This is a genomic window from Pseudomonas brassicae, assembly GCF_010671725.1.
Lineage (GTDB): Bacteria > Pseudomonadota > Gammaproteobacteria > Pseudomonadales > Pseudomonadaceae > Aquipseudomonas > Aquipseudomonas brassicae.
The window spans coordinates 1-13299 of the sequence record NZ_JAAHBU010000325.1; the positions used below are offsets into that span (position 1 = coordinate 1).

Annotated in this window: 12 protein-coding genes and 3 pseudogenes; 6 read left to right on the forward strand and 9 right to left on the reverse strand. The window is 60.2% G+C overall.

The features are described 5' to 3' along the window. Nucleotides 1–94 precede the first annotated feature (94 nt). The 4 genes and pseudogenes from G3436_RS20395 to G3436_RS20410 form a co-directional block, all read right to left on the reverse strand. Nucleotides 95–643 (reverse strand): hypothetical protein, encoded by a 549-nt coding sequence (locus G3436_RS20395; protein WP_163948703.1) that lies wholly within the window; start codon nt 641–643, stop codon nt 95–97. 160 nt (nt 644–803) lie between these two features. Further along, the gene (locus G3436_RS20400; protein WP_163948705.1) at nt 804–1355 is read right to left on the reverse strand and encodes a methylated-DNA--[protein]-cysteine S-methyltransferase; all 552 of its coding nucleotides are present in this window, start codon (nt 1353–1355) and stop codon (nt 804–806) included. A 58-nt stretch (nt 1356–1413) separates the two neighbouring features. After that, nucleotides 1414–2461: pseudogene (locus G3436_RS20405) on the reverse strand (LLM class oxidoreductase). A gap of 22 nt (nt 2462–2483) precedes the next feature. After that, entirely contained in the window at nt 2484–3122 is a 639-nt protein-coding gene (locus G3436_RS20410; protein ID WP_163948708.1) for a glutathione S-transferase family protein, read from the reverse strand. A gap of 127 nt (nt 3123–3249) precedes the next feature. Here G3436_RS20410 and G3436_RS20415 point away from each other — a divergent pair, with 127 nt between their 5' ends. Continuing rightward, on the forward strand, nt 3250–4155 hold the full coding sequence (locus G3436_RS20415) for a LysR substrate-binding domain-containing protein (RefSeq protein WP_163948710.1): 906 nt from the start codon (nt 3250–3252) through the stop codon (nt 4153–4155). 42 nt (nt 4156–4197) lie between these two features. Here the strand turns inward: G3436_RS20415 and lpdA are convergent. The 4 genes and pseudogenes from lpdA to G3436_RS20435 all read right to left on the reverse strand — a co-directional run bounded on the left by lpdA (nt 4198) and on the right by G3436_RS20435 (nt 9157). Further along, nucleotides 4198–5579: pseudogene (lpdA, locus tag G3436_RS20420) on the reverse strand (dihydrolipoyl dehydrogenase). Between the two features lie 2 nt (nt 5580–5581). Then, nucleotides 5582–6864: pseudogene (locus tag G3436_RS20425) on the reverse strand (dihydrolipoamide acetyltransferase family protein). After that, entirely contained in the window at nt 6865–7923 is a 1059-nt protein-coding gene (locus G3436_RS20430; RefSeq protein ID WP_163948713.1) for an alpha-ketoacid dehydrogenase subunit beta, read from the reverse strand. Nucleotide 7924: 1 nt separating this feature from the next. Further along, nucleotides 7925–9157: a 3-methyl-2-oxobutanoate dehydrogenase (2-methylpropanoyl-transferring) subunit alpha gene (locus G3436_RS20435; RefSeq protein WP_163948716.1), complete on the reverse strand. Its 1233-nt coding sequence runs from the start codon at nt 9155–9157 to the stop codon at nt 7925–7927. Nucleotides 9158–9356: 199 nt separating this feature from the next. On the opposite strand from G3436_RS20435, the gene bkdR reads away from it, so the two are divergent. From bkdR to G3436_RS20460, 5 genes are all read left to right on the forward strand, one after another. Beyond that, nucleotides 9357–9848: a Bkd operon transcriptional regulator BkdR gene (gene bkdR / locus G3436_RS20440; protein WP_163948719.1), complete on the forward strand. Its 492-nt coding sequence runs from the start codon at nt 9357–9359 to the stop codon at nt 9846–9848. Nucleotides 9849–10018: 170 nt separating this feature from the next. Then, nucleotides 10019–10309, forward strand: coding sequence for a hypothetical protein (locus G3436_RS20445; RefSeq protein ID WP_163948722.1), 291 nt, complete (start codon nt 10019–10021; stop codon nt 10307–10309). Further along, nucleotides 10306–11151 carry an NAD-dependent epimerase/dehydratase family protein gene (locus G3436_RS20450; protein WP_163948725.1) on the forward strand — a complete coding sequence of 282 codons (846 nt, stop codon included), beginning with the start codon at nt 10306–10308 and terminating at the stop codon, nt 11149–11151. The genes G3436_RS20445 and G3436_RS20450 overlap by 4 nt, the downstream gene beginning before the upstream one ends. Further along, nucleotides 11148–12125 (forward strand): ATP-grasp domain-containing protein, encoded by a 978-nt coding sequence (locus G3436_RS28635; protein ID WP_163948728.1) that lies wholly within the window; start codon nt 11148–11150, stop codon nt 12123–12125. Before G3436_RS20450 ends, G3436_RS28635 begins: the two co-directional genes overlap by 4 nt. Beyond that, nucleotides 12103–12780, forward strand: coding sequence for a metallophosphoesterase family protein (locus G3436_RS20460; protein WP_163948731.1), 678 nt, complete (start codon nt 12103–12105; stop codon nt 12778–12780). Before G3436_RS28635 ends, G3436_RS20460 begins: the two co-directional genes overlap by 23 nt. On the opposite strand, the gene G3436_RS20465 is transcribed toward G3436_RS20460, so the two are convergent. Beyond that, nucleotides 12777–13299 (reverse strand): WbqC family protein (locus tag G3436_RS20465; protein ID WP_163948734.1); only part of this gene is annotated, 523 nt, incomplete at its 5' end. The genes G3436_RS20460 and G3436_RS20465 overlap by 4 nt on opposite strands.

The following is a 13299-nucleotide window of genomic DNA, read 5'->3' on the forward strand; positions in this document are numbered from 1 at the left end:
AGGTAGGGGTTTTGTCTTTTAGCCCCTTGGCCAGCTGTGCTTGTCAACCCGCGAAAAAAACACCCGCATGGGGTGGTTGTTCCTGACGAGATACTCAGCCCAAAGGGTCTTTCCTTTCCTTGTTACTTTCCCTGTCAGTGAGCAATGATTGCGAGCCTTCAAGGGCCTGGTGCGCGAGCGCCGTCTGTTGCATTGGCTGAAACTTGGCCATGCTCTTGATCTCCATTTCTTCTTTCATTTGCTGTGCAATCTGTTTATCGATCAGTTCTTTCTTTTCGGGTGGCAGAGCTTCGTATTCTTCAAGACTAAGCCCCATTTCACGGAGCATCTTCTCGCGAATTTTCTGTTCCGGTGAAAGCGCCATGTAGTCGAGAAACTCCTGGCGCGCGTTGCCCTGCGTCTCTATCTGCGCGCCGATAGCGGATCGCTCAGGGTTCTGGAGGCTCAGCATCAACTTGGCGAAAGCTTCATTCTGCTGGTCCTGTGAGCGCTGTTGGGAGGCATCGCCACCTTGCTGGGGCTGCGCTTTGGCGGTTTCGATTGGTAGGGCGGCGTAGGGGGCAGAAGTATCGATAGTCGGCGCAGTGGGGCGCTGCTGGGCGCTGGCTGTGATTTGCCAGCCATAGTCATTGATGATGCTCACCTTATGGTTCTCCTTGAGCAGTATTTTAGCCTGAGAGGGCACTCGCAAAAGGTGTGCCAGCACCTCTATCCCCGCCGGCTATGGAGATCTCGGGCCGGGACAGCAACGTAGGATTGCCTTGTAGCGGCGGTTGGTTGCCGAAAGCGGCAATGGGCAGGCGTCAGGTTGACGGGGCATTCATCCAGCGTGCGCCGCAGGCGAGATCCGCGCGCGTGTATTTGGCCTCAAGCATCAGCAGGCTGCGTTTTTTATCCAGGCCACCACTGTAGCCGGTGAGATGCCCTGTCGCAGCGATCACCCGATGGCAGGGCACGATGATCGAGACGGGGTTCACTGCGTTGGCCATGCCGATCGCGCGGGCTGAGGAGGGTTTGCTCATGGCCTTGGCCAGTGCACCGTAAGTGCTGGTAGTACCATAGGGGATGCTTCTGAGCAGGGCCCAGGCTTGCTTGAGAAATGCGCTGCCCAGCGGCGCGATCGGCAAATCGAATTCACGCCGAGTGCCCTCGAAGTATTCGCCTAATTGGGTGCAGGCGGCGGTGGCGACCTGCTGGTCCGCCGTAGCCTCGCGGTACTGGGGCCAGGGATCGAAGTGCTCAGGAAGGCCGAGGTCGAGCCTGATGAGCTCGCCTTGAGTGTTGAACAGTAAGTTGATCCTGCCCAGTTGGCTATCGAGATAGCCCCTGAACAAGCGGCGACGGGCAGTGAGCATGCAAGTGTCTCCGGGTACCAAGTAAAAAGACCGCCCGGATGCGCCAGGCGGTCAATGCCTACCAGTTTTGCGGGCGCGCAGTTGGGCCAGAGTGTGATGGGAACAGCGGCAGGACGTCCTCTGCCAGTTCCTGGATAATCTCGTACGGCGAACGTTCAGCCATTTGAATGCCCAGTGCAGCATGGTTCACACCGGCATCTCGCCATTCAGTCAGCAAGTCGATCAGGCCTTTGCGCCCGGTCTTGAGTACATAGCCGCCGCGTAGCGGAGTGCGGGGGAAATTCGGATCTTCTGCCAGGTCGATCCATTCGTTGGTCATGTGAGGCCGAAAACCGCCTCCAGGAATATTCGAGCGCCAGGCGCGTACTTTTTCTGCCAGACGCCGCGGGCCAAGACTGTTTTGCGTGGAGTCCGGATAGGTCAGCCAGCCGTCGGCATGTTCGCCAAGCCACTGCATTGATTGACGGGACGAACCGGTCACGATCAGCGGAATACGACCCGTGACCGGCTTGGGCAGTAATTGCCCCCCCGCTCAGGCTGCCCAGTGGTGAATGAATTGCACGTGGTTCGGCCTGCAGCAATTGCCGAAAGTAGTCGGTCGCGTGGGCAAAGCGTTCGCCCCGCGCGCTGTGCTCAAGCCCATAAGCCGGAAACTCCAACGGGCGATCACCCGAGGCGATACCCATGACCAGGCGGCCACCAGACAGCTGGTCGATGGTTGTCGCGGCCTTGGCAAGGTCAATGGGATGACGTAGCGAGAAAATTGCACTACCGGTCACCAGTGCGATCTGTTTTGTGCGGGCCGCCAGGTACGCAAGGTAGGTGAAAGGATCGAACAACTGCCCTGCGTCGCCAAAAAACGGATCGTACAGTGGCACGTCGCGTACCCAGGCGGCGGCGAAACCCAGCCGATCGACTTCACTCACAAGGTCTGCCTGGCCGTTCAATACCGCCATGTCACCTTGGTAAAACCGCAGTGGCAAAAAAATACCCAGTGTCAGTTGGTCGTGCGCGAACATCCGCCGGTAGCCCGGATGCTCGGCAAAAGCCGATGCATCCGCACCTGCAGTTGAGGGGGGAATTGCATGTATCACGGTTTCGTTCATACCCGTTCCTTGGTTCATGGGGTCAGGGGCCGGTCGCCGGGGTGGGTACAGCAATGCCACGTTGTACCGCTGGGCGCCGTGCCATGCGTTCATGCCAGGCGCTCAGGTGTCGGTAGCTGAGGAAGTCGAATTGGACGATGCGTGCAATATGCATCCAGCCGAAGGTTGCGATATCGGCAATCGAGTACTCGATACCGGCAAGCCAGTGGTGATGTGCCAGGTGATGGTCAAGTGTCGCGAAGGCAGCTTCAGTCAATTGCCGATAACGCGCGATAGCGGCGGGGTTGGATGTGCTGTCGAACATTTCGAAGTGCACGCGTTGGCCCAGCAGTGGCCCCATGCTTGAACTATGAAACATCAGCCAGGTGATCGCTGACCAGTGTGCTGATGGCTCAGTGGGAAGCAGGCGCCCGGTTTTTTGCGCGAGGTACAGCAAGATAGCGGCAGACTCGAAGAGTGTGATGCCGCTCGCGGCGTCCACCAGTACCGGAATACGGCCATGGGGATTCAGTTTCAGAAAATCTGGTCGTCGGTGTTCACCGTGCTCGATATGTACATGCTTCAGGGTGTAAGGCAGCTCGAGCTCTTCCAGGGCAATCGTGATTTTGAAGCCATTGGGTGAGCTGTCGGTGTAAAGCGTCAGGTCGCGGGCTTTCGTCATTGTTTAAACCTTAGCAGTACTATTTTCTGGGCGAAGCGTGTGTTGCTATCCTAGTCAGGTAAAAAGGCTTTTAAAAACGATGAATTCTCTTCCAAGGCATTAGATTTTCTAAATCAAGGATTGGCAAATGGGGGCTGTACTACCGTTGCTTGCACTACGTGCCTTCGCCGAGACCGGGCGACTTGGCAGCCTGAAGGCTGCGGCCGAGAGCCTGGGGGTCACGCCTGGCGCGATAAGCCAGCAGATCCGGCTGCTTGAAGACCGACTGGGGGTCACGCTGTTTGTCCGCAGCCGGCATGGTGTCTATCTCACCGAAGCGGGCGCGCGTGCACACCCGGGTTTGCTGCGTGGTTTCGATCAGATCGAAAAATCCCTGGCAACCTTGCAGGCGCTGTCTGTCGAGAAAACCCTTACGATCAGTACCGTCCCGTCGCTTGCGTCCACCTGGCTGGTGCCGAGAATCGGGCGTTTCAGCACTCGTCATCCCGGTATCGAGGTGCGTGTCGAGGCATCGTCAAAACTGGTGGACTTCAAGCGCGAGCGAATAGACGTGGCCTTGCGCCATGGTCTTGGCAGTTACCCCGGTTTGGAGTCGATCCTGCTGATGGCGCCGGTCCTGCTTCCTGTGGCGAGCCCTGCCTTGCTGGCCAAAGGGCCAGCGATCAGCAGTCCGCTCGACTGTCTGCAATACCCTCTGCTGCAGGATGCCGATCGTGCCGACTGGATGCTCTGGCTGCAGGCGCATGGGGTGGAGGTCGACAGCGCGGCGCAACGTGGGCCAAGCTTCGACGAAGACCTGCTGCTGTTGCGCGCGGCAGCAACGGGGCAGGGTATCGCTCTGGTTCAGGACAAGCATGCACAGGAAGACATCGAGTCGGGCAAGCTGGTCGTCGCCTTGGACAAGCCTTGGCCGTCGCGCTTTGCCTACTACGCCGTCACTCGAGCAGAATCCTTGCAGCGTCCCGAGGTGCAGGCATTTATCGACTGGGTGCGGGAAGAAGCCGGCGTGATGACGGCTCTTCCTGCGGCGTGATCGGTAAGTGTGACGTCTGGCGCGTCATCTCTGGGACGTACCTCAGAGGTGCAACGCATGGCCCAAAGCGCGCAATGCCGCCTCCTGCACGGCTTCACCCAAGGTCGGGTGGGCATGGATGGTGCCCGCCACATCCTCAAGCCGTGCGCCCATCTCCAGCGATTGCGCAAACGCGCTCGAAAGCTCCGATACACCGACCCCCACAGCCTGCCAGCCAAGAATCAGGTGGTTGTCGCGACGTGCCACCACGCGTACGAAACCACTGCGTGATTCCAGCGTCATGGCCCGGCCATTGGCGGCAAAGGGGAACTGCGCGACGATGCAGTCCAGCCCTTCCTGCTGCGCCGTGTCAGGCGTCTTGCCGACCACCACGAGCTCCGGATCGGTAAAGCACACGGCGGCGATCGCCACGGGGTTGAACTCGCGGGAGTGGCCAGCGATCAACTCGGCGACCATCTCGCCCTGGGCCATGGCGCGGTGTGCCAGCATCGGCTCGCCACTCAGGTCACCAATGGCCCATACGTTGCGCATACTGGTCTGGCACCGTGCATCGATGGCAATTGCCGCACCGTTCATCTTGAGCGCAGTGCTTCCAGGTTGAAGCCCTGGGTGCGTGGCCGACGCCCGACGGCCACCAGCACCTGGTCGGTGTCCAGCTTCAGTTGCTCACCGTTGGCGTCGCGTACCTGCAGGCGATGTGTGGCGGCGTCGAAACCTTCGACGCTGTGCTGGAGATAGAGCGGTATGCCGAGCTTTTTAAGTGACTCGGCCACGGGCTGGGTGAGTTCGCTGTCGTAGCTCGGCAAGATGCGCTCACGCGCCTCGACCACGCTCACCTCGACGCCGAGCTTGCGGTAGGCAATGCCCAGCTCAAGGCCGATATAGCCAGCGCCTACCACCGTCAGGCGCCGTGGCAGACGTTTGGGGGCCAGCGCCTCGGTGGATGAAATGATTGCATCGCCCAACGGCAGCATGGGCAATTCGACACTACTGGAGCCGGTGGCCAGCAACAGGTGCTCGCACTGAATGCGCTGCCCATCGACGTCGACCGTCTTGCCATCAACGACGTGCGCCCAGCCATGGATGACCGTGACCCCGTGCTTCTTGAGCAGGGCGGCCACACCGCTGGTGAGGCGATCGACGATGCCGTCCTTCCAGGCAACACTCTGGGCGATGTCCAGGCTCGGCGCCTGGACCGTGATGCCCAGTTGCGCGTGCTGGCTGTGCTGGTGGGTCTGATGGAACTGCTCGGCCACATGGATCAGCGCCTTGGACGGGATGCAGCCGACGTTCAGGCACGTGCCGCCCAGTGCCTGGCCTTCGACCAGCACGGTGGGAATGCCCAGTTGCCCGGCACGAATGGCTGCCACATAACCGCCTGGGCCGCCGCCAATGATCAGCAGGGTAGTCTTGAGGGTCTGCATGGTCACTCCACAAACAGGCTGGCGGGTTGTTCCAGCAGGCCACGGATGGCCTGGATGAAGAGCGCGGCATCCATGCCGTCGACCACCCGGTGATCGAACGAGCTGGAGAGGTTCATCATCTTGCGTACCGCGATCTGGCCGTTGACCACCATGGGCCGCTCGACGATGCGGTTGACGCCGACGATGGCCACTTCCGGGGTATTGACCACCGGGGTGCTGACGATACCGCCCAGTGCGCCCAGGCTGGTCAGGGTGATGGTCGAGCCCGACAGCTCCTCGCGACTGGCTTTGTTGTTGCGCGCCGCGTTGGCCACGCGGGCAATTTCACTGGCGTTGCCCCACAGGTTGCCGGCTTCGGCATGGCGCAGCACCGGCACCATCAGCCCGTTGTCCCCTTGGGTGGCAATGCCCACATGCACTGCGCCATGGCGGGTGATCAACTGGGCTTCGTCGTCGTAGGTGGCATTGATCTGCGGGAACTCGCGTGCGGCGATCACCATCGCTCGCACCAGGAAGGGCAGCAGGGTGAGTTTGCCGCGGCGTTCACCGTGTTTCCTGTTCAAGTGCACGCGCAGCTCTTCGAGCGCGGTGACGTCGATTTCCTCGACATAACTGAAGTGCGCCACGCGGCGCTTGGCGTCCTGCATGCGCTGGGCGATCTTGCGCCGCAGGCCGATCACCGGGATCTGCTCGGCATCGGTACGTTTGCCATAGCCGCCCGGTGCTGCGCTGCTACTGGTGCTCGGCTGCGCCAGGAAGACATCGAGGTCTTCATGCAGGATACGCCCGGCCGGCCGCTGCCATGCACGTAACGCAGCTCGATGCCGGCGTCCAGCGCGCGCTTGCGCACGGCCGGCGATGCCAGGGGGCGCTCGTTGGCCGCACGCGGCACGAGTGCGGCCTGACGTTGCGCAGTACAGGCAGGCGCTGGTGCCCCTGCCGCGACCACCGGTTGAACCTGAGGCGCCTCAGGCTTGCTGGCCGCTGCTGGCGCTTCAGCTGCCTGGGCAGGCTTGCCGCTACCCTCCTGGTAGTTGCCGGCGCCTTCGACTTCGATGCGAATCAGCTCGCTGCCGACCGCCATGACTTCGCCAGGCTGACCGCCCAGCGCCAGCACCTTGCCGCTCACCGGCGAGGGGATTTCCACGGTGGCCTTGTCGGTCATGACATCGGCGACCACCTGATCTTCGGTGACGGTGTCGCCGACCTTGACGAACCACTCCACCAGTTCAACTTGGGCGATGCCTTCGCCAATGTCCGGCATCTTGATGACGTGCGTGCCCATTCAGACCTCCATGACCCGTTTCAATGCGGCGCCCACGCGTGAGGGGCCGGGGAAATACGCCCATTCCTGCGCGTGCGGGTAGGGTGTATCCCAGCCGGTGACACGTTCGATCGGGGCTTCGAGGTGATGGAAGCAATGCTCCTGCACCAGCGCCACCAGTTCGGCGCCAAAGCCGCAGGTACGCGTGGCCTCGTGCACGACCACGCAGCGACCGGTCTTCTTCACCGAGGCGACGATGGTCTCCAGGTCCAACGGCCACAGGCTGCGCAGGTCGATGACTTCGGCATCGATGCCGGTTTCCTCGGCAGCCACCTGCGACACGTACACGGTGGTGCCGTAGGTCAGTACCGTCACTGCATTGCCGGGGCGGGTGATCGCGGCCTTGTCCAGCGGCACCGTGTAATAGCCATCCGGTACGGCACTGGCCGGGTGCTTGGACCACGGCGTCACCGGGCGGTCGTGGTGGCCATCGAACGGGCCGTTGTACAGGCGCTTGGGCTCCAGGAAAATCACCGGGTCGTCATTCTCGATCGAGGCGATCAACAGGCCTTTGGCGTCGTAAGGGTTGGACGGCATCACGGTGCGTAGGCCGCAGACCTGGGTGAACATTGCCTCCGGGCTCTGGCTGTGGGTCTGGCCGCCGTAGATGCCGCCGCCGCAGGGCATGCGCAGGGTGAGCGGGGAGATGAACTCGCCCGCCGAGCGATAGCGCAGGCGGGCCATTTCCGACACGATCTGGTCGGAGGCCGGGTAGAAGTAGTCGGCGAACTGGATTTCCACCACCGGCCGCAGGCCATAGGCGCCCATGCCCACGGCGGTACCGACGATGCCACTTTCGGAGATCGGCGCGTCGAACACCCGCGACTTGCCGTACTTGTTCTGCAAGCCTTCGGTGCAGCGGAACACGCCGCCGAAGTAGCCGACGTCCTGGCCATACACGACCACGTTGTCATCGCGCTCGAGCATGATGTCCATGGCCGAGCGCAGGGCCTGGATCATGGTCATGGTGGTAGTCGCCATGGCGGTTTCCAACTGGATAGTGTTGTTGTGATCGTTCATGTCAGATCCCCAGTTCCTGGCGCTGACGCCGCAGGTGGTCGGGCATTTCCTTGTACACGTCCTCGAACATGCTCGCCGGGCTCGGCATCTGCCCACCGGCCAGGGTGCCGTACTGCTCGGCTTCCTTCTGCGCGCCGATGATCTCGGCTTCGAGTTCGGCGGTCACCGCCTGGTGCTCTTCTTCGCTCCAGTGCCCTATGGCGATCAGGTGCTGCTTGAGGCGGGCGATCGGGTCACCCAGCGGGAAGTGGCTCCAGTCGTCGGCAGGGCGATACTTGGACGGGTCGTCCGAGGTAGAGTGCGGGCCGGCGCGGTAGGTCACCCATTCGATCAGGGTAGGGCCCAGGCCGCGACGTGCGCGCTCGGCTGCCCAGCGCGAGGCGGCGTAGACCGCGATGAAGTCGTTGCCGTCGACCCGCAGCGAGGCGATCCCGCACCCCACACCCCGCCCGGCGAACGTGGTGGCTTCACCGCCGGCAATGGCCTGGAAGGTCGAGATCGCCCATTGGTTGTTCACGACGTTGAGGATCACCGGTGCCTGGTAGACGTGGGCGAAGGTGAGTGCGGTATGGAAGTCCGATTCGGCGGTAGCGCCATCGCCGATCCAGGCCGAGGCGATCTTGGTATCGCCCTTGATGGCCGAGGCCATCGCCCAGCCGACAGCCTGCACGAACTGGGTCGCCAGGTTACCGCTGATGGTGAAGAAGCCGGCCTCGCGCACCGAGTACATGATCGGCAACTGGCGGCCCTTGAGCGGGTCGCGCTCGTTGGACAGCAATTGGCAGATCATCTCCACCAGTGACACGTTGCGGGCCATCAGGATGCTTTGCTGGCGGTAGGTGGGGAAGCACATGTCGCTGCGGTTCAAGGCCAGTGCCTGGCCGCTGCCAATGGCTTCCTCGCCCAGGCTCTGCATATAGAAGGACATCTTCTTCTGGCGCTGTGCCACGACCATGCGGCTGTCGAACAGCCGGGTCTTGAGCATCGCGCGCATGCCTTGGCGCAGCACCTCGGGGCCGATGTCTTCGGCCCACGGGCCCAGTGCACGGCCTTGCTCGTCGAGCACGCGGACCAGCCCGTAGGCCAGGTCGGCAGTGTCGGCGGGTTCGGCATCAATGGCGGGTTTACGGACCTGACCGGCGTCGTTCAGGCGCAGGTAGGAAAAGTCGGTCTGGCAGCCTGGCCGGCCTGTAGGCTCGGGCACATGCAGACGCAGGGGGGCGTACTCGTTCATGCTTTATTACGCTCGCTCTGTCTTGTGTTTTTGTTGAGCTTTGAAGCGGTCGCTACTGAACCCGGCTTGTGACCAGGGAGTCAGTCTTGCCTACATCATATTCCGCCAGCAGAAGAATATTTTTCTCAACTTCGTTGCCTTTGGCGCAGCTTGCAGATAAACATTCTTCAAAAGAACAAGAAGCAGGTTAATTTGTCTCATGCGCAAACTGGATCGTACTGACATCGGCATTCTCAACAGCCTTCAGGAAAATGCCCGCATCACCAACGCCGAACTGGCCCGCTCGGTCAATCTTTCGCCCACGCCGTGTTTCAACCGGGTCAAGGCGCTTGAAGAGCTGGGGGTGATTCGCCAGCAGGTAACCTTGCTGGCCCCCGAGGTACTGGGGCTGGACGTCAATGTGTTCATCCACGTCAGCCTGGAAAAGCAGGTGGAGCAGTCGCTGCACCGTTTCGAGGAAGAAATCGCCGAGCGCCCGGAGGTCATGGAGTGCTACCTGATGACCGGCGACCCGGATTACCTGTTGCGTGTGTTGCTGCCGAGCATTCAGGCGCTGGAGCGCTTTCTCGACTACCTCACGCGCCTGCCGGGGGTCGCCAACATCCGCTCCAGCTTTGCCCTCAAGCAGGTGCGCTACAAGACCGCACTGCCGCTGCCGGCCAATGGCCTGACGTTGCCGGGTACAGTGTAGACGGGCACGTATCATATGCTTTGATTGGGCTGCATCACCCCTGGCGCGTTGAGATACGATTTTTGTAATAGTGTTGTTCCTGACGGCTTCAGATACGTGTGGGCGGTGCCGATACAGCCAGACAGGCCGAAAGAAGCCCACAGGGCCAGTCCCCGATTGAGGTTGAGATAATGAGCAACACGCTGAACAAACATGTGGCTGCCTACGAGGGTGGCAATTTGTATGACTTCGACAACGAAATACTGTTGACCTGGTACTCGCAACGCGTTCTGAAGCACGCTACTGGAGCGCGCTCGTTATTGGAATTCGGCTTGGGGCATGGGCATACCACTGAAATTTTCACTACATACCAGATGACGTCCCGCCAACTGGAGCGCTCAGTGATCGACGTAGGCTGGGCCATGGAGGGCAATTATCCTGAGCTCAGTTGCGGCCTGCCGGCGGAGGTCTTTGCGCGATGAAGATACTCATTGTCGGAGGGCAGTCTTCTCTGGGGCAAAGTCTGCTCGCTGTGCTCCAGCCATTTGCGGACGTGGTGACCGCTGGTCGCAGTGGTTGCGATATGAGCTTGGACTTGACGTGGCCTGTCGAACAGCTGCAACTGCCTCAAGGCATTGATGTGGTAATCAATACAGCAGCACATTTCGGTGTGGGTGATATTGATTCGATTGTGGAGGCTGAGCAGGTCAACGCGCTGGGCACACTCAAACTCTGTCATGCCGCACACCTGGCAGGCGTCGGCCACTTCGTCAACATCTCCAGCATCAGCGCATTGCTGCAGCCCGATTCCGAGTTTTATGGAATCTATGCGCTCTCCAAGCGACATGCAGACGAAGTGGTGCAGCTTCACTGTGCCCGGGCCAACCTGCCGTGTACCGTACTGCGACCCTCACAGCTCTACGGTCATGACAGCTTCAGAAAGCATCAGGTATTTCTTTACAACGCCGTGGATCAAGCACTACGCGGTGAGGATGTGATCATTTACGGTAGTCGCGACGCGCGTAGAAACTATCTGTACGCCGAAGATTTTTGCCAGCTTGTCGCAGCGGTCATACGCCAGCGTGTGGAGGGCACATATTCGTGCACCAGTGCGCAAGACTCCAGCCTTGTGGCGGTCGCCAACGCTGCAATCAAGGCTGCTGGCTCCGCGAGCAATGTTCGTTTCAATGATGCATTCAAGGACATGGCTGACAACGTTTTCCCTTATGACGATACGTTGTACCGCAAGACTGGCGTCTATCCAGTGACCGGGATAGAGGAGGGTCTTGCACGGGTGATTGAAAACAGGTTGATAGGATCGTGAAACGAATTCTGGTATCCGGGGCTAGCGGCGTAGTGGGTTATGGTGCGCTGCGTTCGTTGCGTCAAGCGGGTCAGGCGTGTTTTCTCGTGGGTACATCCATCTACGACGATTCAGTCGCCCCCGCATTTTGCGATGCGTTCGAGTTAGCGCCGCCTACCGGCGCGCCCGAGTACCTTGAGTGGCTATTGGATACGCTGCATCGCCACCGGATCGACCTGCTGATTCCCGGTATAGAAGTCGACATGTTTCATTGGCTCGAGCATGTTGTACCGATCCGCGCGACGGGCGCCCAGCCGCTGCTCAATACCCCGGAGCTGGTGAAACTGTGCGAGGACAAATGGCACTTCTATCAGCATCTGGTCGCGGCTAGGGTTTGCTGTGCGATCGAGAGTTCGCTCGAGCAAGATTACGCTGATCTGGTGGCTCGTTTTGGCCTGCCTTTCCTGCTCAAGCCGCGTCGGGGTTTCGGCTCGAAAGGCATAGTGCGAGTCACCTCAGAAGCGGTGTTTGATCAGTATCGCGAACAGCTAGGTAGCGTGCTTATGGCACAGCCGATTGTCGGTACTGACGACGAAGAGTTCACCCTTTCGGCGTTTGGGGACGGGGCTGGTGGGTACTTCGCCTGTATGACGCTACGACGGTATCTTTCCTCTGCCGGATTTACCGAGAAGGGGGAGGTCAGTGACTCTGCACCTTTCCTGTCAGAGGTTGATGCGCTCTGTCGTGTGCTACGCCCGTTGGGGCCTACCAATTTTCAGTTTCGCATGCTGCCACAAGGGCCAAAACTGCTGGAAATCAACCCCAGGGTTTCCTCCTCAACCTCCATCCGCACAGCATTCGGTTACAACGAGTGCGCAATGTCGCTGGATTATTTTCTGGATCAACGCGATCCGGTGCAGCCGGCGATTCGCCGAGGTCGTGCCGTACGCTACACCGAAGAGCAGATTTTCTATGAAGACGGCGTTTATCTCTGACATCCACGGGAATTACGAGGCGCTTTCAGAGGTACTGGCCGAGATTGATCGCCTAGGGGTCACCCGTGTCTACTGCGCTGGCGATGTGGTGGGTTATTACGCGCAAGTTAACGAATGCTGTGCCGAGTTGCGTGAGCGCCAGATTCCCTGCGTCATGGGCAATCACGATTGGTACATGGCCGGTAACGGTTTCTGCCCCCGTTCACATAGCGTGAATGATTGCCTCGCCTATCTGCGCACAATTATCGAACCCGAGCACCTGGAGTGGTTGAGAACCTTCCCGCTGCAGCGAGAGATCGGTGATGTGCGTATGGTGCATGGCGGCTGGGGCGACCCGCTGGATGAATACCTCAAGCCTTCGGCGCAGTACTTCGAGCAACTGCAGGGGCGTGCGTTTGTCACGGGGCATACTCATCATCAGACCGTGCAGCATTTCGGTGACAAGGTCTATTGCAATCCCGGTTCGGTAGGGCAACCTCGTGATGGCGATCCGCGGGCTGCATTTGCAATCTATGAAAGCGGCACGTTCACCTTGCATCGAGTGGAGTACGACATGCAGAAAGTCTTTGACCTTATGCATGCTGCCGGTTTCAACGATTACTACTACGGTGGTTTGAAAACGGGCGCAGCCAGGCTGCAGCGCTTGGCAGATTAGCGTGCCGATGGGCCGCTTTCGGCGGGACCGATGTGCCCCAGCCGGGTCAATTGGCCGACGACATCAGGCTCGTTATGCATCAAAGCGTCGATAATCGACAACCCCGGAACAAACGCCTGCGCGCTGCCACTCTGAGCGTAGGGCGGCAAGGCCGGCTGCAAAAACTCCAGCCTTATACCGGCATGCTCGAAGTCGGCAGCATTGTAGAGGTCCTGACCTCCCACCGGGTTCAGATAGTGAGTTCCGCCGACAGCCTCGACCAGTTCGATGATGCGTTGCTGCCCTTTGCTGGCGGCGTGGGGAATCAGTTCGCTGGCTTTGATCATCGGCGTGTTGATGCCCGTCAGCTCGCAACAGGCCAACAGCAGTCGCTGGTTGAACTCGGCAATGTTGTCCGCTGGACGTTCGAGAAGCGGCTTCAGCCAAGCCAGGGTGCGTTCGACATGCGGTGCACGCCGATAGGCGTTGGCAAGTTTTTCAAGGCACTCCAGAGGGTTGTGGTCAGCTGCCAGGCGTTTT